At 69.2% G+C, this 23,553-nt stretch carries 33 protein-coding genes; 3 read left to right on the top strand and 30 right to left on the bottom strand.

The window, feature by feature from the left end:
• A partial coding sequence (locus ACWXWW_RS15800; protein WP_455970775.1) for a carbohydrate binding domain-containing protein occupies positions 1 to 1,861 on the bottom strand: 1,861 nt, incomplete at its 3' end.
• Positions 1,862 to 2,094: 233 nt separating this feature from the next.
• Between ACWXWW_RS15800 and ACWXWW_RS15795 the strand changes: the two genes are divergently transcribed.
• Genes ACWXWW_RS15795 through ACWXWW_RS15785 form a run of 3 tightly spaced genes read left to right on the top strand, consistent with a single transcriptional unit; the run spans position 2,095 to position 3,714 of the window.
• Positions 2,095 to 3,024 (top strand): Ppx/GppA phosphatase family protein, encoded by a 930-nt coding sequence (locus ACWXWW_RS15795; protein ID WP_282978221.1) that lies wholly within the window; start codon positions 2,095 to 2,097, stop codon positions 3,022 to 3,024.
• A gap of 1 nt (position 3,025) precedes the next feature.
• Complete coding sequence (locus ACWXWW_RS15790) at positions 3,026 to 3,379, top strand: YidH family protein (protein ID WP_421074728.1); 354 nt, start codon at positions 3,026 to 3,028, stop codon at positions 3,377 to 3,379.
• The gene (locus ACWXWW_RS15785) at positions 3,376 to 3,714 is read left to right on the top strand and encodes a DUF202 domain-containing protein (RefSeq protein WP_455970773.1); all 339 of its coding nucleotides are present in this window, start codon (positions 3,376 to 3,378) and stop codon (positions 3,712 to 3,714) included. The genes ACWXWW_RS15790 and ACWXWW_RS15785 overlap by 4 nt, the downstream gene beginning before the upstream one ends.
• Before the next feature lie 110 nt (positions 3,715 to 3,824).
• On the opposite strand, the gene ACWXWW_RS15780 is transcribed toward ACWXWW_RS15785, so the two are convergent.
• The 29 genes from ACWXWW_RS15780 to rplN all read right to left on the bottom strand — a co-directional run bounded on the left by ACWXWW_RS15780 (position 3,825) and on the right by rplN (position 23,539).
• On the bottom strand, positions 3,825 to 4,172 hold the full coding sequence (locus tag ACWXWW_RS15780; RefSeq protein ID WP_455970771.1) for a hypothetical protein: 348 nt from the start codon (positions 4,170 to 4,172) through the stop codon (positions 3,825 to 3,827).
• Between the two features lie 76 nt (positions 4,173 to 4,248).
• Positions 4,249 to 4,845 (bottom strand): GTP cyclohydrolase II, encoded by a 597-nt coding sequence (locus tag ACWXWW_RS15775; RefSeq protein WP_455970779.1) that lies wholly within the window; start codon positions 4,843 to 4,845, stop codon positions 4,249 to 4,251.
• 587 nt (positions 4,846 to 5,432) lie between these two features.
• Positions 5,433 to 6,506 carry a hypothetical protein gene (locus ACWXWW_RS15770; RefSeq protein WP_455970769.1) on the bottom strand — a complete coding sequence of 358 codons (1,074 nt, stop codon included), beginning with the start codon at positions 6,504 to 6,506 and terminating at the stop codon, positions 5,433 to 5,435.
• A gap of 246 nt (positions 6,507 to 6,752) precedes the next feature.
• A complete protein-coding gene (glmM, locus tag ACWXWW_RS15765) occupies positions 6,753 to 8,108 on the bottom strand; it encodes a phosphoglucosamine mutase (RefSeq protein WP_324012223.1) in 1,356 nt (451 codons plus the stop codon).
• Positions 8,109 to 8,122: 14 nt separating this feature from the next.
• A complete protein-coding gene (rpsI, locus tag ACWXWW_RS15760; RefSeq protein WP_374727767.1) occupies positions 8,123 to 8,587 on the bottom strand; it encodes a 30S ribosomal protein S9 in 465 nt (154 codons plus the stop codon).
• A gap of 33 nt (positions 8,588 to 8,620) precedes the next feature.
• Entirely contained in the window at positions 8,621 to 9,067 is a 447-nt protein-coding gene (rplM, locus tag ACWXWW_RS15755) for a 50S ribosomal protein L13 (protein WP_271172358.1), read from the bottom strand.
• 170 nt (positions 9,068 to 9,237) lie between these two features.
• The gene (locus tag ACWXWW_RS15750; RefSeq protein WP_271172359.1) at positions 9,238 to 9,906 is read right to left on the bottom strand and encodes an endonuclease/exonuclease/phosphatase family protein; all 669 of its coding nucleotides are present in this window, start codon (positions 9,904 to 9,906) and stop codon (positions 9,238 to 9,240) included.
• A gap of 104 nt (positions 9,907 to 10,010) precedes the next feature.
• Positions 10,011 to 10,874 (bottom strand): tRNA pseudouridine synthase A, encoded by an 864-nt coding sequence (locus ACWXWW_RS15745; protein ID WP_271172360.1) that lies wholly within the window; start codon positions 10,872 to 10,874, stop codon positions 10,011 to 10,013.
• A gap of 439 nt (positions 10,875 to 11,313) precedes the next feature.
• Positions 11,314 to 12,009, bottom strand: coding sequence for a 5'-methylthioadenosine/S-adenosylhomocysteine nucleosidase (mtnN, locus tag ACWXWW_RS15740; RefSeq protein WP_271172361.1), 696 nt, complete (start codon positions 12,007 to 12,009; stop codon positions 11,314 to 11,316).
• On the bottom strand, positions 12,006 to 12,473 hold the full coding sequence (locus ACWXWW_RS15735; protein WP_271172439.1) for an S-ribosylhomocysteine lyase: 468 nt from the start codon (positions 12,471 to 12,473) through the stop codon (positions 12,006 to 12,008). Before ACWXWW_RS15735 ends, mtnN begins: the two co-directional genes overlap by 4 nt.
• Positions 12,474 to 12,591: 118 nt before the next feature.
• Positions 12,592 to 13,170, bottom strand: coding sequence for a 50S ribosomal protein L17 (rplQ, locus tag ACWXWW_RS15730; RefSeq protein WP_271172362.1), 579 nt, complete (start codon positions 13,168 to 13,170; stop codon positions 12,592 to 12,594).
• Between the two features lie 35 nt (positions 13,171 to 13,205).
• On the bottom strand, positions 13,206 to 14,195 hold the full coding sequence (locus tag ACWXWW_RS15725; protein WP_271172363.1) for a DNA-directed RNA polymerase subunit alpha: 990 nt from the start codon (positions 14,193 to 14,195) through the stop codon (positions 13,206 to 13,208).
• Positions 14,196 to 14,339: 144 nt separating this feature from the next.
• Entirely contained in the window at positions 14,340 to 14,738 is a 399-nt protein-coding gene (gene rpsK, locus ACWXWW_RS15720; RefSeq protein WP_271172364.1) for a 30S ribosomal protein S11, read from the bottom strand.
• 28 nt (positions 14,739 to 14,766) lie between these two features.
• On the bottom strand, positions 14,767 to 15,141 hold the full coding sequence (gene rpsM, locus ACWXWW_RS15715; RefSeq protein WP_271172365.1) for a 30S ribosomal protein S13: 375 nt from the start codon (positions 15,139 to 15,141) through the stop codon (positions 14,767 to 14,769).
• 124 nt (positions 15,142 to 15,265) lie between these two features.
• Positions 15,266 to 15,382 (bottom strand): 50S ribosomal protein L36, encoded by a 117-nt coding sequence (gene rpmJ, locus ACWXWW_RS15710; RefSeq protein ID WP_005050492.1) that lies wholly within the window; start codon positions 15,380 to 15,382, stop codon positions 15,266 to 15,268.
• Positions 15,383 to 15,455: 73 nt separating this feature from the next.
• The gene (gene infA, locus ACWXWW_RS15705) at positions 15,456 to 15,683 is read right to left on the bottom strand and encodes a translation initiation factor IF-1 (protein WP_156242004.1); all 228 of its coding nucleotides are present in this window, start codon (positions 15,681 to 15,683) and stop codon (positions 15,456 to 15,458) included.
• Positions 15,684 to 15,847: 164 nt separating this feature from the next.
• On the bottom strand, positions 15,848 to 16,537 hold the full coding sequence (locus tag ACWXWW_RS15700; RefSeq protein WP_455970764.1) for a DsbA family protein: 690 nt from the start codon (positions 16,535 to 16,537) through the stop codon (positions 15,848 to 15,850).
• 23 nt (positions 16,538 to 16,560) lie between these two features.
• The gene (gene map / locus ACWXWW_RS15695; protein ID WP_271172367.1) at positions 16,561 to 17,406 is read right to left on the bottom strand and encodes a type I methionyl aminopeptidase; all 846 of its coding nucleotides are present in this window, start codon (positions 17,404 to 17,406) and stop codon (positions 16,561 to 16,563) included.
• A 4-nt stretch (positions 17,407 to 17,410) separates the two neighbouring features.
• Positions 17,411 to 18,004 carry an adenylate kinase gene (locus ACWXWW_RS15690; RefSeq protein ID WP_271172368.1) on the bottom strand — a complete coding sequence of 198 codons (594 nt, stop codon included), beginning with the start codon at positions 18,002 to 18,004 and terminating at the stop codon, positions 17,411 to 17,413.
• Positions 18,001 to 19,326, bottom strand: coding sequence for a preprotein translocase subunit SecY (secY, locus tag ACWXWW_RS15685; protein ID WP_271172369.1), 1,326 nt, complete (start codon positions 19,324 to 19,326; stop codon positions 18,001 to 18,003). Before secY ends, ACWXWW_RS15690 begins: the two co-directional genes overlap by 4 nt.
• Positions 19,327 to 19,436: 110 nt before the next feature.
• Positions 19,437 to 19,898: a 50S ribosomal protein L15 gene (gene rplO, locus ACWXWW_RS15680; protein ID WP_271172370.1), complete on the bottom strand. Its 462-nt coding sequence runs from the start codon at positions 19,896 to 19,898 to the stop codon at positions 19,437 to 19,439.
• Positions 19,898 to 20,083, bottom strand: a complete 186-nt coding sequence (rpmD, locus tag ACWXWW_RS15675; protein ID WP_271172371.1) for a 50S ribosomal protein L30 — start codon at positions 20,081 to 20,083, stop codon at positions 19,898 to 19,900. Before rpmD ends, rplO begins: the two co-directional genes overlap by 1 nt.
• A complete protein-coding gene (gene rpsE / locus ACWXWW_RS15670) occupies positions 20,083 to 20,763 on the bottom strand; it encodes a 30S ribosomal protein S5 (protein WP_374727720.1) in 681 nt (226 codons plus the stop codon). Before rpsE ends, rpmD begins: the two co-directional genes overlap by 1 nt.
• Complete coding sequence (rplR, locus tag ACWXWW_RS15665; protein WP_271172373.1) at positions 20,760 to 21,119, bottom strand: 50S ribosomal protein L18; 360 nt, start codon at positions 21,117 to 21,119, stop codon at positions 20,760 to 20,762. Before rplR ends, rpsE begins: the two co-directional genes overlap by 4 nt.
• Positions 21,120 to 21,121: 2 nt before the next feature.
• Positions 21,122 to 21,658, bottom strand: a complete 537-nt coding sequence (rplF, locus tag ACWXWW_RS15660) for a 50S ribosomal protein L6 (protein WP_271172374.1) — start codon at positions 21,656 to 21,658, stop codon at positions 21,122 to 21,124.
• Between the two features lie 7 nt (positions 21,659 to 21,665).
• Entirely contained in the window at positions 21,666 to 22,064 is a 399-nt protein-coding gene (rpsH, locus tag ACWXWW_RS15655) for a 30S ribosomal protein S8 (protein WP_271172375.1), read from the bottom strand.
• 150 nt (positions 22,065 to 22,214) lie between these two features.
• On the bottom strand, positions 22,215 to 22,805 hold the full coding sequence (gene rplE, locus ACWXWW_RS15650) for a 50S ribosomal protein L5 (RefSeq protein ID WP_271172376.1): 591 nt from the start codon (positions 22,803 to 22,805) through the stop codon (positions 22,215 to 22,217).
• 2 nt (positions 22,806 to 22,807) lie between these two features.
• Positions 22,808 to 23,167, bottom strand: coding sequence for a 50S ribosomal protein L24 (gene rplX / locus ACWXWW_RS15645; protein WP_271172377.1), 360 nt, complete (start codon positions 23,165 to 23,167; stop codon positions 22,808 to 22,810).
• Between the two features lie 3 nt (positions 23,168 to 23,170).
• Positions 23,171 to 23,539 (bottom strand): 50S ribosomal protein L14, encoded by a 369-nt coding sequence (gene rplN, locus ACWXWW_RS15640; RefSeq protein WP_271172378.1) that lies wholly within the window; start codon positions 23,537 to 23,539, stop codon positions 23,171 to 23,173.
• Positions 23,540 to 23,553: the final 14 nt, after the last annotated feature.

Genomic DNA, 23,553 nt, shown 5'->3' with positions numbered 1-23,553 from the left:
CGCCCGAGCCGACCTTGTAGTGGATGTTGTACGCCGACCATCCCTTCGACGTCGAGTAGTACACCGTCAGGTCGTCGGTCGGCGTCGTCGCGCAGGGGTTCTGCGTCGTCACGGCGCCGTTCGCGACCGCAGCGGTCGTGCCCGACAGGACGTAGTCGGCTCCGCCGTTGTTGTCCCACGTGCCCGCGCCGTTGTTGAACGCCGCGGTCACCGACGCGCCGTTCGAGTCGATCGTCCGCGACACCCATCCCGAGCACGCCGCCGTCATCGACTGCCCCGGCGCCGTCGTCCACGCGCCCGAGCCGACCTTGTAGTGGATGTTGTACGCCGACCATCCCTTCGACGTCGAGTAGTACACCGTCAGGTCGTCGCCGGTGACGGGGCCCGTCGTCGCCTTCGCGTCCTTGTGGAGCGCGATGGCGTCGTCGGCACCCACCGTCGCGGTGAACTGGCCGCCCGAGACGGTGATCGTGGGGCCCGACCACACGCCGTTCGTCTTCACGGCGTCGATGACGTTGTAGTAGGTGCCGTCGGGCAGGCTCGTCGTGAACGTCCGGGTGAGGTCCCCGCCGCGGTTGATCGCGACGAAGCCGGCGTCTCCGCGGCCGAACGCGATCGCGCTGCCGCCGTTGGTCCACTTGTCCGTGATCGGCTTGCCGTACGTGGCGGTGCGGAAGCCGACCATGTTGAGGATGTCGTTCTGCTTGTGCGTGAAGGTCCATCCGCCCTGAGGGCTCGCGTCGACGACCGCGCCCGCGCCATCCGTCGCCGGGCCGGCATCCTTGTTGCTGAACGCGTAGCCGGAGTGGATCGACGGCGAGCCGTAGTTCCACGCGAGGGTGAAGATCTGCGCGAGGTCGTAGGCGGCGCCGTCCTTGTACGAGAGGGTCTCGCCGTTGCGCTCGGTGTCGTGGTTGTCGACGAACACCGCGGCGTTGGCCTGCGGGAGGAAGCCGCTCCAGGTCGGGCCGATGCCGTTGCCCTCGATGAGCCAGTTGAGCGTGCGGCCGCCGAACGCCTCCTTGAGCTTGCGCGCGAACGCGAACTCGTGGATGTCGCCGATCGAGGTGTACTCCTCCGGCTGGATGGGCTCGTTGGCGCGGATGACCTCCTGCACGACGTAGAGCGAATCGCGGTTATTCACCTTGCTCCAGATGCCCTGCATGTCGGTCGCGGCGATGTGCTTCACGGCGTCGATGCGGAAGCCGGCGACGCCCATGTCGACGAGCTTGTTGAGGTAGCCGGCGATCGTGTTCTGCACGTACGTCGAGCTCGTGTTGAGGTCAGCGAGGTTGACGAGATTGCACTCCTGCACCTCCCAGCGGTCCTGGTAGTTGACGATGTCGCGCTTGCAGCCGTGGAAGTCCCAGCTCTGGTAGAGCCCGGGGTACGTGTAGTGCTGGTACTGGGTTCCGGCCCATCCGGTGCCGCCCGCAGACTGCCCCGACATGTGGTTGATCACGGCGTCGACGATGACGCCCACCCCCGCCGCGTTGCACGTGTCGATCATGTTCTGGAACTCGGCCTCGGTGCCGAGGCGCGAGTCGAGCTTGTACGAGACCGGCTGGTAGTGCGTCCACCAGGCCGACCCGAGCACGTGCTCCTGCGGGGGCGACGTCTGCACGTACCCGTAGCCGGCGGGGCCGAGCGTCTCGGTGCACTCGCGGGCGATCGCGTCCCACGTGTACTCGAACAGGACGGCCGTGGTGTCCTTCGGCCCGGGAGCGGCGGCTTCGGCGGGCTCGGCGGGAGCGGCGATCGCGAGGAGCGGGGCCGCGAGGGCGAGGGCTCCGGCGAGGGCGATCGCGCGGAGCGGGCGCCTTCTGCGGCGCGGGCGGTCGACGGTCGGGGCAGGGTTCATCGGGGCATGCTCCTTCGCTTGTCGTCGATGCGCGCTTCGTCTTCGAGTGCACACCGGGGCACATCCGCGTGCCCGCTGTGACGCTAGCGGCGCGGATGGGTCTGCTGCAAGCGTTTGCAGAAAATACGTCGAGGGCGGATGGTGATGACACGGGTCTCGCGCAATCTCGGGGGTTCTCATCGACATAAGTCGGCAAGCGCTTGCATCCACGGCGCGACCACTACGCTGTCGACGTGCGCCTCGGAGTCCTCGACATCGGTTCGAACACCGTCCATCTGCTCGTCGCGGATGCCCACCCCGGCGGCAGACCGCTCGCGCAGACGAGCGAGAAGTCCGTCCTGCGGCTCATGCGCTATCTCGAGGACGACGGGCGCATCTCCGACGAGGGCGTGAAGGCGATCATCGACGCCGTGCATCGCGCGCGCGAGGTGGCCGAGAAGGAGGGCGTCGACGAGCTGCTCGCCACGGCGACCTCCGCCGTGCGCGAGGCCGCGAACGGCACCGACGTCATCCTGCAGATCGAGGCCGCGCTCGGCCAGCCGCTCCAGGTGCTGGGCGGCGAGCAGGAGGCGCGCTTCACGTTCCTCGCCGTCCGGCGCTGGTTCGGCTGGTCGGCGGGGCAGATCCTCCTCTTCGACATCGGCGGCGGGTCGCTCGAGATCGCGGGCGGCAGCGAGGAGCTGCCCGATCTCGCCGAGTCGGTCCCGCTGGGCGCCGGCCGGATGACGATCGGGTTCCTGCCCGACGACCCGCCCGGCGACCGGCAGGTCGACCGGCTCCGCGCGCACGCGGCGTCGGCGCTCGCTCCGCTCGTCGAGCGCTTCGCGTCACTCCCCCGCCCCGACCACGTCGTGGGGTCGTCGAAGACGATCCGCTCCCTCGCGCGGCTCGCGGGCCATCCGCTCGAGGGCTGGGCCGGCAACGACCGGATGGTGCTGCGCCGTGACGCGCTCGGCTCCTGGATCCCGGTGCTCGCGCGGATCCCCGCGCAGGCGCGGCAGGAGCTGCCCGGCATCACGGCCGATCGCACGTTCCAGATCACGGCGGGTGCGGTCGTCCTGCACGAGGCGATGGCCGCGCTCGAGGTCGACGAGCTCGAGGTGTCGCCGTGGGCGCTCCGCGAGGGCGTGCTGCTGCGCTACATCGAGGACCTGGGCTGGTGAGGTGAGCCGCTTCCCGCAGCGCGTCTACCGCGAGGGCGACGAACCCGACCCCCGTTTCAGCCTCGCGAACGAGCGCACGTTCCTCGCCTGGCTCCGCACCGCGCTCGCGATGTACGCCGGCGCGTTCGCTCTCGAGGCGCTCGACATCCCGACGGCCGCCGGATGGCGCCTCGCGGCCGCGGCCGTCTTCCTCGTGCTGGGCACCCTCGCCGCCATCCAGGCCTGGCTCGGGTGGGCGCGCACCGAGAAGGCGCTCCGTCTGGGCCGGCCGCTTCCCGGGCTCGGCGTCGGAGGGGTCATCGTCGTCGGCGTGGTCGTCGCCGTGGCGCTCGTCACCATCGGGATGTTCGTGTGACGGACGCGGTCTTCGACCCGGGGCTGCAGCCCGAGCGCACGCTGCTCGCATGGCGCCGCACGTGCCTCTCCTTCGGGCTCGCGAGTCTCGTCGCCATGCGCTTCACGGCGGAATCGCTCGGGCTCGCGGCCGTGATCGTGGGCCTCGTGGGGGCAGGGCTCGCCGTGGGGGCGTACTTCGCGGCGGCCATCGGATACCGCCGTGCGCACGTGTCGCTCCACCGCTCCGGTGCCCTGGAGCGGGGAGCGTGGCCGCTCGCTCTCGCGACCGCCGCCGCGCTCATGCTCGGCGCCGCGTGCGCCGGCTACCTCTTGATGGGCGCCCTCGGGAGCTGAGGCCCGTCATCCTCGTCAGACTAGCTTTCGTCGTCGAAACCGGTGCTCCCGGCACTGGTCCCGACGACCAGGGCTAGTCTCGACGGCGGTGGGCGGTTCCCGACCCGCGCTCAGGCGAAGAGGGAGTACGTGACGAGCACGCCCCCGCGTCCCCGAGACCGTTCGACGACGACCTCGGGCAGGCGCTCGGCCTTGCACTGGCCTGCGACCGCTGCCGGCGGCAGTCCGCCGGTGAACGGACGCGCCTTGCCCTTCGATCGGTCGCGGACATGCTCGGCGACGCCATCCGGAACCCTCATGACCGGGCCGCAGCGCGAGCCGTCGATCACGACGTGCACCGAGACATCCGCCGGCGCCGAGGGCTCATCCGGCTGGTCGTCCGCGTGCGCGGCGCCGCCGAACGCGAGCGCGCCGCAGATGGCGAGCACTCCGCCCCATCGCGCCGTCCGCCGCATCACCACCGAAGCATATCGGGGCGCTGCGCAGCGCGATACACGGATGGCGCCACGCGTGCGGGCGCGGCGCCATCCGAGCTCAGGCTGCGGGCAGATCGATCGTGTGCGCGGTGTGATCGCGCTTCGTGCGCAGGTAGTTCGCGTTCGAGGCCGAGAGGTGCACGGCCGTGGGAACGCGCTCTTCGACCGCGACGCCGAGGGCGCCGAGCTGGGCGGCCTTGTCGGGGTTGTTGCTCAGCAGGCGGATGCGGTCGACGCCGACCGCGCGCAGCATCTGCGCCGCCGCGGTGTAGTCGCGCTCATCCTCACCGTGGCCGAGCGCGAGGTTCGCCTCGTAGGTGTCGAGTCCCGCGTCCTGCAGCGCATAGGCATCGAGCTTCGCGTAGAGTCCGATGCCGCGTCCCTCCTGACGGAGGTACAGCAGGAATCCGCCCTCGTCGGCGATGCGCTCGACGGCCTCGCGCAGCTGCGGGCCGCAGTCGCACCGCTCCGAGCCGAAGACGTCGCCCGTGAGGCACTCGCTGTGCGGGCGGACGAGCGGTGCGACGCCGTCGCGCTCGAGCGCGCCGCGCCAGTCGCCCAGGGCGAGAAGGAGGTGCTCCCGGCCGTCGACGAGTCCGTCGAACGTGATGACCTCGGCCTCCGTCGCGTATCCGTCGGGGAACCGGAGAGGGATGCGCACGCGCACCCGCTCACGGGCGGCGGGGACATCCAGCGTCGCAGCGGGGCGCGAATCCGAGAGCTCGATCACAGCAGGTGAAACAGCCCTCTCCGGCGTCTATTCCCGCGAATCGAGAATGTGACGAGGTGGCCTTTGGACGTGTCTCGGTGCGGGCGGGAATCCGGCCCGGATAACCGCGGGAAGCGAGACACGGGGCGTGCACCGGACGAGCGTGTCTCGGTGCCGGCGGGAATCGGGCCCGGATAACGGCGGGGCGTGAGACACGGGGTGTCAGCCGGACGAGCGTGTCTCGGTACCGGCGGGAATCCGCCCCCGATAACGGCGGGATGCGAGACACGGGGTGTCAGCCGGACGAGCGTGTCTCGGTACCGGCGGGAATCCGCCCCCGATAACGGCGGGAAGCGAGACACGCGGCGTGCGCCGCACCGGCATGTCTCAGCACCGGCGGGCATCGGGCCCGGATAACCGCGGGAAGCGAGACACGCCGCGTGCGTCGGACCGGCATGTCTCGCCACCGGCGGGAATCCGCCCCGAATCACCGCGCGAAGTGAGACACGTGAGGTCTCGGCATGGACGAGCAGCTACGACGCGTCGGGAGCGGGGGTCTCGGGAGTCGGGTCGTCGGGAGCGGGCGTCTCGGGAGCGGGCGTCTCCGGAGTCGGATCTTCGGGCGTCGGCGTCGGCTCCTCGGGCTCGGGCGTCGGCTCCGGGCTGGTCTCGGGCATCGGCTCGGGCGACGGGTCCGGCGTCGGCACGGGAGCGGGCACGACCGGCGTCTGCTGCCGCTCGCGCTCCTCCACCTCCCGCTGTTCCTGCTCGAGGCGCTCCTGCTCGATCGCGATCGCCGCCCGATGCTGGTCCGCACGCAGCGCATCGACCGCGGAGGCGAATTCCTTCAGCCGCTGCTCCAGCTGGGCGGGGTCGCTCGCGTCCGCCGCGCTCTGCGCGGCTGACGCGACCGCCGCGCGGAAGTCCTCGACAGCATCGGGGTTCTCCCCCAGGATCACCTCGGCGCGGGGCAGCAGGGATCCACGGAATGCCTCGAGCGCCGCGGAGAACTCGGCGTCGAGCTCGGCCATCCGATTGCGCGCCTCGCCGACAGCGGCAATGGTCGCGTCGGCTTCGGCCTCGGCGCCGTCGAGGGCCGTGAGGGCACGGTCGAGATCCTCATCCGTCTCGACCGTCGCGGTCTCAGGCACGGCTGCCGGCTCGGACGGCAATTCTAGTCGGCCGAGCCCGTCCGCATAGGCGGCCACCGCCTGCGCGGCGGTCGACCGCGCGGCCTCGTCGGCGTACCCCTCCGCGCCTGCAAGGGCCATGGACACCCGCTCGGCCGTCTCCGTGCGGGTCGCGATCGCGGCGGCGACATCGGACCGCGCGGAAGACGCCTCATCCCGAGCCGAGACAGCCTCCGCACGAGCGCTCGCGTACTGCTCGGTCCGGTCCGACTCCCCCGCCCGCGCGAGCATCGGCCCCGCCACGAGCGCGACGACGACGATCGCCAGGACGACGGCCGCCGCCGACCCGATGAGCAGCGGACGCAGACTCCGGCCCGGGGCCTGCGCGCGAAGCGAACGACGCGTGGGCGCGAGGTCGGGGTGAACCGGCACCCAGGTGGTGCGCATCGGGCGTTCGGGCGTCTCGGAGCGGGGCATCGTCTCCAGGATAGAGAGCCGACCGTACGTCCGACGATTCCGCGGCCGCGGCCATCCGCCCAGAGAGCGCGGAGGGCACGACCGCGGATGGCCCCGGCTCGCGTCAAGCGCGCCGCAGCGAACCCGGCTCGCGGACGGCCGCGGCAAGCCCGCCGACGGATGACCCCGGCTCGCGGCAAGCGCACCCCGGCAAGCCCGCCCCGACCGATGACCCCGGCAGGCCCGCGCGCCGGGAACGGCCGCGCGTCAGAGCGCGAGCCGCTCCCGGACGACGTCGGCGATCGCGTCGGCGTGACGCTGGGCCGAGGCGCCGTCGGCTGCCTCGACCATCACGCGGACGAGCGACTCCGTACCCGATGCGCGCAGGAGCACGCGGCCGGTGTCGCCGAGCTCGGCCTCGACCGTGCGGACGACGTCCTGCACGACCTCGTCGTCGACGCGCGTCTTGTCGACGCCCTTCACGTTGACGAGCACCTGCGGGTAGACCGTCATGATCGACGCGAGCTCGGCCAGGCTCTTGCCCTGACGTGCCATCTCGGCCACGATGTGCAGGCCTGTGAGCACGCCGTCGCCCGTCGTCGCGAAGTCGCTCATGATGACGTGGCCCGACTGCTCGCCGCCGAGGGAGTATCCGCCGGCGTTCATCTCCTCGAGCACATAGCGGTCGCCGACGGCGGTCGTCTTGACCGTGATCCCGCGCTCGCGCATCGCGACGTGCAGGCCGAGGTTGCTCATCACGGTCGCGACGAGCGTGTCCTGCGCGAGCATGCCGCGCTCCTGCATCGAGGCGGCGAGGATGGCCATGATCTGGTCTCCGTCGACGGGCGTGCCGTCGGCGGTCACGGCGAGGCAGCGGTCGGCGTCGCCGTCATGCGCGATGCCCACGTCGGCGCCGTGCGCGACGACGGCCTCGGCGAGCTTGTCGATGTGCGTCGATCCGACGCCGTCGTTGATGTTGAGCCCGTCGGGGTCGGCGCCGATGACGGTGACCTGAGCGCCTGCGTCGCGGAACACCTCTGGCGAGACGCCGGCGGCCGCGCCGTGGGCGCAGTCGAGCACGACGTGGATGCCGTCGAGGCGCGCGGGAAGCGAGCCGAGCAGGTGCAGGAGGTAGCGGTCCTCGGCGTCGGAGAAGCGCCGGATGCGGCCGACCTCGCCGCCGGTCGGCAGCAGCTTGTCGCGCGTGAGGTAGCTCTCGATCCGCTGCTCGACGACGTCGGGCAGCTTCACGCCGCCGCGCGCGAAGATCTTGATGCCGTTGTCGGGCGCGGGGTTGTGCGATGCCGAGACCATGACGCCGAAGTCGGCATCGCGGTCGGCGATGAGGAAGGCGAGCGCGGGCGTCGGGATGACCCCGGCGTCGTATACATCGACGCCGGATGCGGCGAGACCCGCCGCGACGGCGGCGCTGAGGAACTCGCCCGAGATGCGGGGGTCGCGGCCGATGACGGCCGTGGTGCGCTTGCCCGCGGCGCGGCGCGCCTCCGCGGAACGCCCCTGGCCCAGGACGACCGCGGTCGCCTGGGCCAGGGAGAGAGCCAGGTCGGCGGTGAGGGTGCCGTTGGCAAGCCCTCGCACGCCGTCCGTGCCGAAAAGCGGCATGGAGTGTGTCTGCCTCAGCGCTTCGAGAACTGCGAAGCCTTGCGGGCCTTCTTGAGACCGGCCTTCTTGCGCTCGATGACGCGAGCGTCGCGCGTGAGGAAGCCGGCCTTCTTGAGGGTCGGGCGGTTGTTCTCGCGGTCGACCTCGTTGAGGGCACGGGCGATCGCGAGGCGCAGCGCGCCGGCCTGGCCCGAGGGGCCGCCGCCGTTGATGCGGGCGATCACGTCGTAGGCGCCGTTGAGGTTGAGCACCGTGAAGGGGTCCGTGATGAGCTGCTGGTGCAGCTTGTTCGGGAAGTAGTCCTCGAGGGTGCGGCCGTTGACCGTGAAGGAGCCCGAGCCGGGGATGATGCGCACGCGGGCGATGGCCTGCTTGCGACGGCCCACGGCAGCACCGGGGACGCTCACGACGGGGCGCTCGGCCACGACGACGTCGTTCGCCGGCGTCTCGGTCGAGTAGTTCTGGATGTCGTTTTCGATTTCGTTCGCCACGATGAAGTCCTTAAACGCCGCTTACTGGGCGACCTGGTCGAGGGTGTACGTCTTGGGCTGCTGAGCGGCGTGCGGGTGCTCGGCACCGGCGTACACCTTCAGCTTGGCGAGCTGCTCGCGACCAAGGGTGTTCTTGGGGAGCATGCCGCGGACTGCCTTCTCGACAGCGCGAACCGGGTTCTTCTCGAGGAGCTCGGCGTAGGTGACCGACTTGAGGCCGCCCGGGAAGCCCGAGTGACGGTAGGCCTTCTTCTGCTGGAGCTTCTGACCGGTGAGCGCGACCTTGTCGGCGTTCACGATGATGACGAAGTCGCCCATGTCCATGTGGGGAGCGAAGGTCGCCTTGTGCTTGCCGCGGAGGAGGGCGGCGGCGTGCGAGGCCAGGCGGCCGAGAACGACGTCGGTGGCGTCGATCACGAGCCACTCGCGCTGGGCTTCACCGGCCTTCGGGCTGTAAGTGCGCGTCACAGTAGTGCTGCTTTCTGTTCGAACGGAGACGTTCGTGAATCCCGCTCCGGGCGGTTTGACCGGTCGATGCCGGCCATCACCTGCGGTGGAGGGCTCACGTTCGCGGCGCCCGAGACGGGCACCAAAGAGCAATCCTAGCCGATGAGGGTGCGGATGGCCAAAAGCGGTCGTCAGCGATAGCTCGCGCTGACGAGGATGGGCAGGTGATCGCTCGCGCCCTGCGGCAGCGTCGTGATGTCGTCGATCGTCAGCCCGGCGGACGTCGCGAAGTCGTAGTGCCCCCGGAAGAACCGATACCGCGTGTAGGTGCGGGCGTCGCTCAGGGTCAGGTCGTAGCCGTGGCCCTTGATCCGCTCGTGCAGCCGCTCCTTGAAGACGGGGTAGTTGTAGTCGCCCACCATGAGCGTCGGGAGGCCGGGGCCCAGGCGCTGGAGCGCACCCAGCGCCGAGCGGATCTGGTGACGCCGGAGCGAGTTGAGTGCGGTGAGCGGAGCCGCATGGAATGACGCGAAGATCACCTCGCGCCCGGCATCGATGTCGAACATCCGCGCTCCGAGGAGTCGCTCGTGGGCGGGCTTCAGGAGGATGTCGTGCAGCGAGCGCTTGAGCGAGAGCACGACGACGTCCTCGAGGCGGAACATGTTCTCGCGGTAGTAGAGCGCGAGGCCGAGCCGGTTCCGCTCGGTCGCCTTCGCGAGTCGGAGGCCCGCGACGTGCTCGGGGAGGTCGGTCGTGTCGGCCTCCTGCAGGCAGAGCACGTTCGCCTCCCACCGATCGACCAGGTGCTCGAGCTCCGCGGCCGCGGCGTGCTTGCGGAGGTTGTACGAGATGACTCTCATGCCGCCCACGGTATGCCCGCCGAACGTGCGGAGGCTATGGGTTGCGCGCGCGTGTCCTGGACGCGCGCCGGCCGCCATCCGCTCGGCCGCCATCCGCTCGCACGTCAGCCGCCGACCTCGTCGGCGTCGCGGCGGTTGCGCGTCTGCTCGGCCCGCTGCGCGAGCTGGTCGTCGGCCGGATAGCCGACCTCGGTGAGCGTGAGGCCGCGCGCGGCGAGCACCTTGAACTCGTTCGTGCGCTCGAGTCCGTCGCGGATGATGCGGAGGTGCTCGGCGGTGAGCTTGCCCTCCCCCACGGCGACGCACGCGCCGACGAGCGCGCGCACCATCGAGTGGCAGAACGCGTCGGCGCGGACGTTCGCGACGAGCACGCCGTCGTCGTCGCGGCGCCAGTCGAACTCGAGGAGCGTGCGGATGGTCGTGGCCTCGGGTCGCGGCTTGCAGTACGCGGCGAAGTCCCAGAGTCCGACGAGTCCGCGCGCGGCCTCGTCCATCGCGGCGACGTCGAGCTCCGCGCGGACGGTCGTCGTGCGGTGGCGCTCCATGGGGTCGTAGCCGACGACCTGGTCGGCGATGCGATACGCGTAGCGGCGCCACGTCGCGGAGAAGCGCGCGTCGAATCCCTCGGGCGCGGTCGACACGCGGTTCACGGCGACATCGGAGTACTGGCCGAGCACGCCCATGAGGCGACGCGCGACCGGCTCCATCGGGTCGTCGACCTCGGGGGCGTTGCGACGACGCTGCGTCATCCGCTCCCACTGGACGTCGTCGATGTCGGCGTGCGCGACCTGCCCGGTCGCGTGCACGCCGGCGTCGGTGCGCCCTGCGACCACGAGCTGCACGGGCGAGCTCGCGATCCGCGTGAGCGCCGCCTCGAGCGTGCCTTGGACGGTGCGGAGCCCCGGCTGCCGGGCCCATCCTCGGAAGTTCGTGCCGTCGTACGCGATGTCGAGCCGGATGCGCCGCATCGATTCAGGATATCGGGGAGCGGCCGGCGCTCTTTCGCGGCCGGCGAGCCGGCGGCGTCCATCCAGGGCCGCGGCACCGCCAGGGACACGCACCACCCCGCCGCACCGCCGCCCCACCCCGCCGCGGCGCCCCACCGCCCAGGTCGCGAAAACCGTCCCAGAGACCGCCGATACGGACGACAACTGCGACCCGACGGATGGCGCCCAGCCCAGGTCGCGAAAACCGTCCCCAAAACCCTCGATAGGGACGGCAACTGCGACCCAGACGGATGGTGCCCAGCTGTTAGCGCCCAGGTCGCGAAAACCGTCCCAGACACCGCCGAAAGGGACGACAACTGCGACCCGAACAGATGGCGCCCAGCTGTTGGCGCCCAGGTCGCGAAAACCGTCCCAGAAACCGCCAAAACGGACGACAACTGCGACCCAGACGGATGGGCGCCTAACCGACGAGCTGCGGCAGCGCCGCGAGCACCGCCTTCGCCGACCGCTCCGCGGCGTCATCGACGTGCGTGAGGAACTCGGTGCCGTCAGGGGCGCAGAGGTCGCTGATCGCACGCACCGACACGAAGCGGACGCCGTGGTTGAAGGCCGTCTGCGCGATGGCCGCGGTCTCCATGTCCACGACGTGGATGCCCGGGAAGACCTCGCGGAGACGATGGGCGATCTCGACCGTGACGAACTTCTCCCCCGAGCCGATGCCGCCGCCGCGCACGCGCACGCCGTCCGGTGCAGATGCGGTGAGAGCGGCGACGGCGAGCGGGTCAGGTGCGTAGCTCGCGGGCATCCCCGGAACCTGGCCCGCCTCGTAGCCGAATGCACGGGCATCCGCTTCGACGTTGACGTAGTCCATCCCGACGAACACGTCCCCGACCTCGACGTCGGCGGCGAGGCCACCGGCCGACCCGGCCGAGACGAGGAGCACGTCGTCGCCGTACCGATGCAGGGCGCCGACCGCGGCATCCGCCGCGTTGACCATGCCGATGCCCGATCGCACGAGCACGAACGTGCGGCCGTCGACCACGACGCCGCGGTGCTCGGCGCGCGCGATGCGGACCGGCTCGCTCACCTCGCTGGCCGCGTCGAGGAAGGGCTGCGCCTCCTCGTCCATCGCGACCTGGACGACGACGGTCGTCATGCGCTCGCGCCCGGCGCGAAGACGGTCGCCCACGCGTCGCGCTGCGCGAGGAAGTCGCGGACGGCGCTCTGGGCGCCCTCGAGGGTGTGGTTCGCACCCCATCCGCATTGCGTCTCGTTCGCGGCGGGCACCTCGGTCGCCTCGAGGATGTCTCGGAGAGTCGCCTCGACGAGCGCGAGGACCTCCTCGTAGGCGGGCTCGCCCTGCAGGATGAGGTAGAAGCCGGTCTGGCATCCCATCGGCGAGAAGTCGATCACGCGATCCGAGTGATTGCGGCTCTTCTCGGCGAAGAGGTGCTCGATCGAGTGGATGGTCGGCATCTCGAGATGCGCGACGTTCGGCTGCGCGAAGCGGACGTCGTACTTCACGATGACATCGCCCGCCGGCAGCTGCTTGCGGTCGGCGAGGCGCACGTACGGCGCGGACACGATGCGGTGGTCGAGGTTGAACGACTCGACGTTCATGCGGGGCGCTTCAGTCACCCTCCGAGCCTACGCGCACCGGCCCGGGGCCATCCCCCGCCCGAACACAGCGCAGCGCCCCGCACCATCCGGTGCGGGGCGCTGCGCGGTCGCGAAGTGCTTACTTCGACTCGGCCTCGGGAGCGTCGGCCTCCTCGGCCGCCTCCTCGTCCGATGCCTCGTTGTCGACGAGAGCCTCGCCGGCGGTGTCCTCCGCGGCGACGCCGGCCTCTTCGACCTCGGCGGGCTCGGCGGCCTCGTCCTCGTTCGCGTCGGCGACGGGAGCGGCGGGCTCAGCCGGCGCGGCGGGCTTCGACGTGGACTTCTTCGCCTTCGGCGTGACGGGCTCGAGGACGAGCTCGATCACGGCCATGGGAGCGTTGTCGCCCTTGCGGTTGCCGACCTTGGTGATGCGCGTGTAGCCACCCTCGCGGTCCGCGACGAGCGGAGCGATCTCGTTGAACAGGACGTGCACGACTTCCTTGTCACCGATCACCGAGAGCACGGTGCGGCGCGCGTGGAGGTCGCCGCGCTTGGCCTTGGTGATGAGGCGCTCAGCCAGGGGGCGGAGGCGCTTCGCCTTCGTCTCCGTGGTCTTGATCGACTTGTGGGTGAACAGAGCCGCTGCGAGGTTCGCGAGAAGCAGGCGCTCGTGGGCCGGGCCGCCGCCGAGGCGGGCACCCTTCGTGGGCTTGGGCATTTCTTGTTACTCCAGTATCAGGACAGGAAGTCGGGTCAGAGGGACTCTTCGTCGTAGCCGCTGTAGAAGCCGGTGCCGTCGAAGCCGGGCACCGAGTCCTTCAGCGACAGACCGAGCGAGACGAGCTTGTCGCGCACCTCGTCGACCGACTTCTGACCGAAGTTGCGGATGTTCATGAGCTGCGTCTCCGAGAGGGCGACGAGCTCGCTGACCGTGTTGATCCCCTCGCGCTTGAGGCAGTTGTACGAGCGGACCGACAGGTCGAGGTCCTCGATGGGCATCGACAGCTCGTTCGAGAGGACGGTCTCGACCGGCGCGGGGCCGATCTCGATGCCCTCGGCCTCGACGTTCAGCTCGCGGGCGAGGCCGAACAGCTCGACCAGCGTGCGGCCGGCCGACGCGACGGCGTCGCGGGGCGCGATCGACGCCTTCGTCTCGACGTCCAGGATCAGCTTGTCGAAGTCGGTGCGCTCACCGGCACGGGTGGCGTCGACGCGGTAGCTGACCTTGTAGACGGGCGAGTAGATCGAGTCGACGGGGATCTGACCCGCCTCTGCGTACTCGTTGCGGTTCTGCGTCGCCGACACGTAGCCGCGGCCGCGCTCGATCGTGAGCTCGAGCTCGAACTTGGCGTCCGAGTTGAGCGTCGCGATGACGAGCTCGGGGTTGTGGACCTCGACGCCGGCCGGAGCCGAGATGTCTGCGGCCGTGACCTCGCCGGCACCCGTCTTGCGCAGGTACGCGGTGATGGGCTCGTCGCGCTCGCTCGAGACGACCAGCTGCTTGATGTTGAGGATGATCTCGGTGACATCCTCCTTCACGCCGGGGATCGTGCTGAACTCGTGCAGCACGCCGTCGATGCGGATGCTCGTGACAGCCGCGCCGGGGATCGACGAGAGGAGGCTGCGACGGAGCGCGTTGCCGATCGTGTAGCCGAAGCCGGGCTCCAGGGGCTCGATGACGAACCGGCTGCGGAACTCGGAGATCTTCTCCTCGGTGAGGGTCGGACGCTGTGCGATGAGCACTATGTGTTCCTTTCGATCAAGTGCCCGCTATATGACACTTGCGATGATGAGAGGTCTTGAGTTGTACTCGGGACCCAGCTCGCGCCGGGCGTTGAACGGCGAATGCGCCGGGGTGCTCGAACGAGCACCCCGGCGAAGACGTTCTCAGACGCGGCGACGCTTCGGCGGACGGCAGCCGTTGTGAGCCTGCGGCGTCACGTCCTGGATCGAGCCGACCTCGAGGCCGGCGGCCTGGAGCGAGCGGATCGCGGTCTCGCGGCCCGAGCCCGGACCCTTCACGAACACGTCGACCTTCTTGACGCCGTGCTCCTGCGCCTGACGCGCAGCCGACTCGGCGGCGAGGCCGGCGGCGAACGGCGTCGACTTGCGCGAGCCCTTGAAGCCCACGCCACCCGACGAGGCCCAGCTGATCACAGCGCCGGACGGGTCGGTGATCGAGACGATCGTGTTGTTGAACGTCGACTTGATGTGGGCCTGGCCCAGCGCGATGTTCTTCTTCTCCTTGCGGCGCGGCTTGCGCGCGGCAGTCTTCGGTGCAGCCATGGTTTTCTCCTAAACCTATCCGCGCGCCTTAGCGGGCCTTCTTCTTACCGGCGACGGTGCGCTTGGGACCCTTGCGCGTACGCGCGTTGGTCTTCGTGCGCTGACCGCGGACCGGGAGACCACGACGGTGGCGGAGACCCTCGTAGGAGCCGATCTCGACCTTGCGGCGGATGTCGGCGGCGACCTCGCGGCGGAGGTCACCCTCAACCTTGTAGTTGCCCTCGATGTAGTCGCGCAGCGCGACGAGCTGGTCGTCGGAGAGGTCCTTCACGCGGATGTCGGGGCTGACACCGGTGGCGGCGAGGATCTCGTTCGAGCGGGTACGGCCAACGCCGTAGATGTACGTGAGTGCGATCACCACGCGCTTGTCGCGCGGGATGTCGACGCCGGCAAGACGTGCCATGCGGTTCTCCTGATGATTGTGGAGGTGTGGAGCAGGATCGGTGCCCGGGCCTCCGCCCCGAGGTGTCCCCCGCCGAGCGGGTTCTGATCCTGCCTGAATTCAGTTGTGGGTCTTCGAGAGGAGCTCAGCCCTGGCGCTGCTTGTGGCGCGGGTTGCTCTTGCAGATGACCATGACGCGGCCGTGACGGCGGATCACCTTGCAGTGGTCGCAGATCGGCTTGACGCTGGGGTTGACCTTCATGATGCTTCCTGTTCGCTGTCTTCGTACCGGCGTCGTCGCGCGCGACGGCCGCCGGTCGTTACTTCTCGACCGGTCAGCGGTAGCGGTAGACGATGCGGCCGCGCGTCAGGTCGTAGGGGCTCAGCTCCACGACCACACGGTCTTCGGGGATGATGCGGATGTAGTTCTGCCGCATCTTCCCGGAGATCGTTGCGAGCACCTTGTGCCCAGCGGGCTTGTCGAGCTCGACACGGAACATCGCGTTCGGCAGCGCCTCGACGATGGTCCCCTCGGACTCGATGACTCCGTCTTTCTTCGCCATATCCTCGCTCGCGTAGCTGCAGACCGGTCGGTCTGCGGTGGTTGGATGGTGATGCCGGGTTCGTCGAGACGACACGCCGAGATGAGGCGCAAGGCACCAAAGATCTATGTTAGGTCACGTCGGGCGTGTCGGCAACTCGGCGTGTCGCGCCCTGCGCACCCCTGCTACTTCGTGAGGAGCGGCTCGAGGTCGGTCTCGGGGCCCTGGAGCGTGAGCGAGACGACCTCGCCGTTGACGACGATCGTCGGCGTCGAGATGCCGGTGGCGCCCTCCGCGAGCGGCGTCTCAGGCGTCCGCTCGGCGACGTAGTCGGCGTACTCCTCGCCCTGGATGCACGACGCGGCGTCGCCCGCGCCAACCTGCGACGCGTACTCGACGAGCTGGTCGTTCGTGAGGCCCTCGGTCGACTCGGCCGGCTGCTTCTCGAAGAGGCGGTCGACGTAGGCGTAGAACGCGTCGGGGTTCGTCTCGGCGACGCAGTACGCGGCGCTCGCTGCGCGCGTGGAGTACTTCGTGCCCATCGACGCGTTGTCGAGGATCGAGATGGGGTGGATGACGAGCGTGACGTCGCCCGACTTCACCTTCTCGCTCACGTAGTCGCTGTAGCCCGTCCAGTAGTCCCCGCAGAAGGGGCACATGAAGTCGACGTACTCCTCGATGACGTTCGGCCCGTCGCCGAGGCTCACTCCCCCGGTCTCCTCGTTGACGACGCCCGCGGCGGGCGCCTCGGCGGGAGCGGTCGCGGCGTTGTTCATCGTCACGACGAGCGCGCCGACGCCGACGACGGCGACCACGACGACCAGCGAGATGATGATCGCGAACCAGTTCGTCTTCTTGCCAGGGGCTGCCATCATCACGTCAGTTCTTCTCCGGGGTGTCAGGCGATGGGGTGAGGGGTCACGCCGAACGCGGCGAGAGCAGCGGCTCCGCCGTCGGGCGCGGTGAGGACCCAGATGCCGTCATCATGCACGGCGACGCTGTGCTCCCAGTGGGAGCCGTCGCTGCCGTCGACGGTCGACACGGTCCAGTCGTCGTCCTCGACGAAGACCTCCTCCGATCCGGAGGTCATCATCGGCTCGATGCACACGGTGAGCCCGGGGCGCACATCCGCGCCGCGGTCGCTCGTGCGGTAGTTGAAGATCGAGGGCGCCTCGTGCATCTTGCGGCCGATGCCGTGGCCGACGTAGTCGCGCAGGATGCCGGCGGGCTGCCCCGTCCACGAGAGCGGGTTCGCCTCGATGTGGTCCTGGATGGCTGCGCCCACCTCGCCGAGGTGCGCCGCGGAGGCGAGGGCGGCGATCCCCGCCCACATCGAGCCCTCGGTCACGCGAGAGAGCTCCTCGCGGCGCGCGACGACATCCGCATCTCCCCCGGGCACGACGATCGTGATGGCGGAGTCGCCGTTCCAGCCGTCCTTCGTCTCGGCGCCGCTGTCGATCGACACGATGTCGCCGGGCTCGAGCACGCGCTCACCCGGGATCCCGTGGACGACCTGCTCGTTGACCGAGATGCACGTCGTGTGGCGGTACCCGCGGACGAGCTGGAAGTTCGAGCGGGCACCGCGCTCGACGATGACGCGGTGGGCGGCGGCGTCGAGCTCGGCGGTCGTGATGCCCGGGCGGATGATCCGGCGCACCTCCTCGAGGGAGGCGGCCGTGATCAGTCCGGGCTCGATCATCGCCCGCAGCTGCGCGGCGTTCTTGTAGGGCGAGCGGCGGAACACGCGCTCAGGCAGCCACGCGCACGAGGCCGCGGGCCTCGAGGGCGGCGAAGATGCGCGCCGTGATCTCGTCGAGCGTGCCGACGCCGTCGATGCGGTCGACGATGCCGCGCTCGGCGTACACGTCGACGATGGGCGCGGTCTCCGACTCGTAGATGTCGAGGCGCTTCGCGATCGCCTCCTCCGTGTCGTCGCTGCGGCCCTGCTCCTCGGCGCGCTTCGCGATGCGCGCGATGGACTCGTCGCGCGGGACGTCGAGGAGGATCACGGCGTCGAGGTTCTCGCCGCGCTCCGCGAGGAACGCGTCGAGGTGGCCGACCTGCGTCGTGTTGCGCGGGTAGCCGTCGAGCAGGAAGCCGCCCTGGGCGTCGTCCTGCGAGAGGCGGTCGCGCACGATCTCGCTCGTGACCTCGTCGGGCACGAGGTCGCCGGCGTCGGTGATCGCCTTCACCTTGAGGCCGAGCTCGGTGCCCTGCTTGATGTTGGCGCGGAAGATGTCGCCGGTCGACACCACAGGGATGCCGAACGCCTCGGCGACGAGCACGCCCTGCGTGCCCTTGCCGGAGCCCTGGGGGCCGACGATGAGGAGACGGGCTGTCATCGGAGGAGTCCTTCGTAGTGGCGCTGCTGGAGCTGCGCGTCGATCTGCTTCACGGTCTCGAGTCCCACACCGACGATGATGAGGATCGACGCGCCCCCGAACGGGAAGTTCTGGTTGGCGCCGACCGTCGCGAGGGCGATGAGCGGGATGAGAGCGATGAGGCCGAGGTACAGCGAGCCCGGGAGCGTGATGCGCGTGAGCACGTAGTCGAGGTACTCGGCGGTGGGGCGGCCGGCCCGGATCCCGGGGATGAAGCCGCCGTACTTCTTCATGTTGTCGGCGACCTCGACGGGGTTGAACGTGATCGCGACGTAGAAGTAGGTGAACCCGATGATGAGCAGGAAGTACACCAGCATGTACAGCGGGTGGTCGCCTGTCGTCAGGTAGCTGTTGATCCACGTGACCCAGCCGGGCAGGTTGCCCTCGGCGTCGGGCGTGGAGTTGAACTGCGCGACGAGCGACGGGATGTACAGCAGCGACGAGGCGAAGATGACCGGCACGACGCCCGCCATGTTGACCTTGATCGGGATGTACGTGTTCGTGCCGCCGTACGTGCGGCGTCCGACCATCCGCTTCGCGTACTGCACCGGGATGCGCCGCTGCGACTGCTCGACGAACACCACGGCCGCGACGACGACGATGCCGACCGCGAGCACGAGGAGGAAGATCTCGAAGCCGTTCGCCTGCCAGATGGCCCACATCGCGGCCGGGAAGGTCGCGGCGATCGACGTGAAGATGAGCAGCGACATGCCGTTGCCCACGCCGCGCTCGGTGACGAGCTCGGCGAACCACATGATGAGGCCGGTGCCGGCGGTCATCGTGATGATGACGAGCAGCTGCGCCCACCAGGCGTCGTTGGTCAGCACGTTCTCGCACTCGGGGACGCCGGTGACCCCGAACAGCTGGCCGCTGCGCGCGACGGTGATGAGCGTGGTCGACTGCAGGAGCGCGAGCGCGATCGTCAGGTAGCGCGTGTACTGCGTGAGCTTGGCCTGGCCCGCCTGGCCCTCCTTGTAGAGGGTCTCGAAGTGCGGGATGACCACGCGCAGCAGCTGCGTGATGATCGTCGCGGTGATGTAGGGCATGACACCCAGCGCGAAGATCGACAGCTGCAGGAGCGCGCCACCGGAGAAGAGGTTGACGAGGGAGAGCAGGCCCTGCGTGCCCGACGTCTGATCGATGCAGCTCTGCACGTTCGGGAAGTTGACGAACGGTGCGGGGATGTGCGCGCCGAAGCGGTACACGGCGATGATCCCGAGCGTGAAGCCGATCTTCCGCCGCAGATCGGGCGTGCGGATGATCCGCGCGATAGCGCTGAACAAGGAAGAGCCTCCCAGTGGAATGGAGTGGTGGGCCGCGAAGAGAAGGCGCACCGATGTCCAGAGTAACGGAAAGGGCCGGAGGCTCTCGCCTCCGGCCCTTTCGCGGGGTGTTACTTGATGCTGCCGCCGGCGGCGACGATCTTCTGCTCAGCCGAGCCGGAGACCTTGTCCACCGACACGTTGAGCGCGACCGAGATGTCGCCGTTGCCCAGGAGCTTGACCTTCTCGTTCTTGCGAACGGCGCCCTTGGCGACGAGGTCGGCGACGGTCACGTCGCCACCCTGGGGGTAGAGCTCCGCGAGCTTGTCCAGGTTCACGACCTGGTACTCGACGCGGAACGGGTTCTTGAAGCCGCGGAGCTTCGGGGTGCGCATGTGCAGCGGCATCTGCCCACCCTCGAAGCCGACGCGCACGGTGTTGCGGGCCTTCGTGCCCTTGGTGCCACGACCGGCCGTCTTGCCCTTCGAGCCCTCACCACGGCCCTTGCGGGTCTTCGCGGTGTTGGCACCCGGGACGGGACGGAGGTGGTGGGCCTTCAGCACGCCGGGGCGCTGCTCGTTGGTCTCAGCCATCAGTCGATCTCCTCAACGTTCACGAGGTGAGCGACGGTGCGGACGTAGCCGCGCGTCTGAGCGTCGTCGGGACGGACGACCGAGTCGCCGATCCGCTTGAGGCCGAGGCTGCGCAGCGTGTCGCGCTGGTTCTGCTTCTCGCTCACCTTGGACTTGATCTGGGTCACCTTGAGACGCGCAGCCATCACGCACCTGCCTTTGCGGTAGCGGCGGCCTCGGCCTCCGCGCGCACGAGACGAGCCGGAGCCACCTGGTCGAAGTCGAGACCGCGACGCGCGGCGACCGCACGGGGCTCCTCGAGCTGCTTCAGCGCCTCGACGGTCGCGTGCACGATGTTGATCGTGTTCGACGAGCCGAGCGACTTCGAGAGCACGTCGTGGATGCCCGCGCACTCGAGGACGGCGCGGACGGGGCCGCCCGCGATGACACCGGTACCGGCAGCGGCCGGACGGAGGAGGACGACACCGGCGGCCGCCTCACCCTGCACGGGGTGCGGGATGGTGCTGCCGACGCGGGGAACGCGGAAGAAGTTGCGCTTCGCGTCCTCGACGCCCTTCGAGATGGCCAGGGGCACCTCGCGGGCCTTGCCGTAGCCGACGCCGACCACACCGCTGCCGTCGCCGACGACGACGAGCGCGGTGAAGCTGAAGCGACGACCGCCCTTGACGACCTTCGACACGCGGTTGATCGTGACGACGCGCTCGAGGAACTGGCTGTCGTTGCCGCGGCTGTTGCGGTCACGGCTGTTGCCGCGCTGCTCGCGACCGCCGCGGCGAGGCTCGCGCTCGCGGCGCTCCTCGGTCTGCTCGGGCGCTGCCTGAGCAGCGGCTTCGGTGGTCACTTCGGTCTCCTTGTTCTCACTCACAGGTTCAGGCCTCCCTCACGGGCGCCATCCGCGATCGCGGCGACACGACCGGCGTAGCGGTTGCCTCCACGGTCGAACACGACGTCGTTGATGCCGGCGGCCTTCGCGCGCTCGGCGACGAGCTCGCCGACCTTGCGGGCCTTGGCGGTCTTGTCACCCTCGAACGAACGGAGGTCGGTCTCGAGCGTCGACGCGCTGAAGAGCGTGATGCCCTTGCTGTCGTCGACGAGCTGCACGAACACGTGGCGCGCAGAGCGGTTGACGACGAGACGGGGGCGCGCCTCGGTGCCCACGACCTTCTTGCGAAGGCGAGTGTGGCGACGCGAGCGCGCGACGGACTTCGACTTCACAGCCATGATTACTTACCAGCCTTTCCGGCCTTGCGACGCACGACCTCGCCGGCGTAGCGCACACCCTTGCCCTTGTACGGCTCGGGCTTGCGGATCTTGCGGATGTTGGCAGCCACCTCGCCGACGGCCTGCTTGTCGATGCCGCTGACGGTGAGCTTGTTGTTGCCCTCGACCGTGAACGTGATGCCGGCCGGCGGCTCGACGACGACCGGGTGCGAGAAGCCGAGAGCGAACTCGACGGACGAGCCCTTCTGGGCGACGCGGTAACCCGTGCCGACGACCTCGAGGCCCTTGGTGTAGCCCTGGGTCACGCCGATGATGTTGTTGGAGATGAGGGTGCGGGTGAGGCCGTGCAGGGCACGCGACTCACGCTCGTCGTCGGGGCGGGTGACGAGAACCTGGTTCTCCTCGACCTTGACCTCGATGGGCTTCGCGACCTCGAGGGCGAGTTCGCCCTTGGGGCCCTTGACCGCAACCTGCGACCCGTCGACCGTCACGGTGACGCCGGCGGGGATGTCGATGGGAAGACGTCCGATACGCGACATGGTTCGATCACCACACGTAGGCGAGAACTTCTCCGCCCACGCCCTTCTGCTCGGCCTGGCGGTCGGTGAGGAGACCGCTGGAGGTGGACAGGATGGCGACGCCGAGTCCGCCGAGCACGCGCGGGAGCTCGGTCGACTTCGCGTACACGCGGAGACCGGGCTTCGAGACGCGCTTGATGCCCGCAATGGAGCGCTCGCGGTTCGGGCCGTACTTGAGGGTCAGCGTGAGGGTCTTGCCGACGCGCGCGTCGGTCTCCTCCCACGCCGAGATGTAGCCCTCCTGCTTGAGGATGTCGGCGATGTGCGTCTTCAGCTTGCTCGACGGCAGCGACACGGAGTCGTGGTGCGCCGAGTTCGCGTTGCGCAGACGGGTCAGCATGTCTGCGACCGGGTCTGTCATTGTCATATGACGATTCCTTTGTTCATGAGGTTTCGGCTGCCGTTACACGACAGACGACCTTCGATGACCTGCGATGTTCGATTGTGTGCCTTCACACGAGACGCCCCCGCGGCGCGGCCGCGGGGGCGAAACGCATGAAGCAAACGCCCTAGTGTATCAGGCCTGCTCGTTCTTGCCCACGAAGGGGAATCCCAGGTGGCGCAGGAACGCGCGACCCTCGTCATCCGTCTTCGCGGTCGTCACGATGGTGATGTCGAAGCCGCGGACGCGGTCGATCTTGTCCTGGTCGATCTCGTGGAAGATCGACTGCTCCGTGACACCGAAGGTGTAGTTCCCGTTGCCGTCGAACTGCTTCGGCGACAGGCCGCGGAAGTCGCGGATGCGGGGCAGGGCGAGCGAGATGAGACGGTCCAGGAACTCCCACGCGCGGTCACCGCGGAGGGTGACGTGCGCGCCGATGGCCTGGCCCTCGCGCAGCTTGAACTGAGCGATCGACTTCTTCGCCTTGGTGACGACAGGCTTCTGGCCGGTGATGGCGGTGAGGTCTGCGACCGCGCCCTCGATGACCTTGCTGTCGCGAGCGGCCTCGCCGACACCCGTGTTCACGACCACCTTGACGAGGCCGGGAACCTGCATCGGGTTCGCGTAGCCGAACTCGTCCTGCAGCTTCTGACGGATCTCGTCCCGGTAGACCTGCTTCATACGCGGCTGGATTTTGCCAGTCTGCGCAGCGGTATCCGTGCTCATTCTCAGATGTCCTTACCCGACTTCTTCGCGTAGCGCACGCGAACAGTCTTCTTGACGCCGTCCTTGACCTGCTCCTCGAGACGGAACCCGACGCGGGTCGGCTTCTTGGTCTCGGGGTCGACGAGCGCGACGTTGGACACGTGGATGGGGGCCTCGAGGGTCTCGATGCCGCCGGTCTTCGTGCCGCGCTGCGTCTGGCCGACGCGGTTGTGCTTCGTGATGTAGTTGACGCCCTCGACGACGACGCGGTTGCCGCCGTCCACGACCTCGAGCACCTTGCCCTGCTTGCCGCGGTCTCCACCGCGCTCGGGCTTGGCGCCGGAGATCACCTGGACGAGGTCGCCCTTCTTGATCTTCGCCATGAGTTACAGCACCTCCGGTGCGAGCGAGACGATCTTCATGAACTTGCGGTCACGAAGCTCGCGGCCGACGGGCCCGAAGATGCGGGTGCCGCGGGGCTCCCCGTCGTTCTTCAGGATGACGGCGGCGTTCTCGTCGAACTTGATGTACGAGCCGTCGGGACGGCGCGTCTCCTTGACAGTGCGGACGACGACGGCCTTGACCACGTCGCCCTTCTTCACGTTGCCGCCGGGGATCGCGTCCTTGACGGTGGCGACGATCGTGTCACCGAGACCCGCGTAGCGGCGGTTCGAGCCGCCGAGCACGCGGATGGTGAGCAGCTCCTTGGCGCCGGTGTTGTCAGCGACCTTGAGGCGGGATTCGTTCTGAATCACTTCTTACTCCTTGG

It is taken from the genome of Microbacterium sp. KNMS, from assembly GCF_053851835.1.
Note: the sequence above shows the minus strand (reverse complement) of the source record. Positions and strands in the feature narration are given on the sequence as shown.

Coding starts and splice junctions, on each gene's coding strand:
- mtnN (WP_271172361.1), bottom strand. CDS start 12,009: ATGACGACCGTCGTCGTCCAGGTCGCGATGGACGAGGAGGCGCAGCCC.
- rpmD (WP_271172371.1), bottom strand. CDS start 20,083: ATGGCTGCGCGTCTCAAGGTGACCCAGATCAAGTCCAAGGTGAGCGAG.
- rplQ (WP_271172362.1), bottom strand. CDS start 13,170: ATGCCCAAGCCCACGAAGGGTGCCCGCCTCGGCGGCGGCCCGGCCCAC.
- ACWXWW_RS15750 (WP_271172359.1), bottom strand. CDS start 9,906: ATGAGAGTCATCTCGTACAACCTCCGCAAGCACGCCGCGGCCGCGGAG.
- rplO (WP_271172370.1), bottom strand. CDS start 19,898: ATGGCTGAGACCAACGAGCAGCGCCCCGGCGTGCTGAAGGCCCACCAC.
- rpmJ (WP_005050492.1), bottom strand. CDS start 15,382: ATGAAGGTCAACCCCAGCGTCAAGCCGATCTGCGACCACTGCAAGGTG.
- ACWXWW_RS15745 (WP_271172360.1), bottom strand. CDS start 10,874: ATGCGGCGCATCCGGCTCGACATCGCGTACGACGGCACGAACTTCCGA.
- rplE (WP_271172376.1), bottom strand. CDS start 22,805: ATGAGCACGGATACCGCTGCGCAGACTGGCAAAATCCAGCCGCGTATG.
- ACWXWW_RS15735 (WP_271172439.1), bottom strand. CDS start 12,473: ATGAACGTCGAGTCGTTCAACCTCGACCACCGCATCGTGTCCGCGCCG.
- ACWXWW_RS15770 (WP_455970769.1), bottom strand. CDS start 6,506: ATGCCCCGCTCCGAGACGCCCGAACGCCCGATGCGCACCACCTGGGTG.
- ACWXWW_RS15690 (WP_271172368.1), bottom strand. CDS start 18,004: ATGACAGCCCGTCTCCTCATCGTCGGCCCCCAGGGCTCCGGCAAGGGC.
- glmM (WP_324012223.1), bottom strand. CDS start 8,108: ATGCCGCTTTTCGGCACGGACGGCGTGCGAGGGCTTGCCAACGGCACC.
- rplF (WP_271172374.1), bottom strand. CDS start 21,658: ATGTCGCGTATCGGACGTCTTCCCATCGACATCCCCGCCGGCGTCACC.
- infA (WP_156242004.1), bottom strand. CDS start 15,683: ATGGCGAAGAAAGACGGAGTCATCGAGTCCGAGGGGACCATCGTCGAG.
- rplR (WP_271172373.1), bottom strand. CDS start 21,119: ATGGCTGTGAAGTCGAAGTCCGTCGCGCGCTCGCGTCGCCACACTCGC.
- ACWXWW_RS15700 (WP_455970764.1), bottom strand. CDS start 16,537: ATGATGGCAGCCCCTGGCAAGAAGACGAACTGGTTCGCGATCATCATC.
- rpsK (WP_271172364.1), bottom strand. CDS start 14,738: ATGGCTGCACCGAAGACTGCCGCGCGCAAGCCGCGCCGCAAGGAGAAG.
- rplX (WP_271172377.1), bottom strand. CDS start 23,167: ATGGCGAAGATCAAGAAGGGCGACCTCGTCCAGGTGATCTCCGGCGCC.
- rpsH (WP_271172375.1), bottom strand. CDS start 22,064: ATGACAATGACAGACCCGGTCGCAGACATGCTGACCCGTCTGCGCAAC.
- rpsM (WP_271172365.1), bottom strand. CDS start 15,141: ATGGCACGTCTTGCCGGCGTCGACATCCCGCGCGACAAGCGCGTGGTG.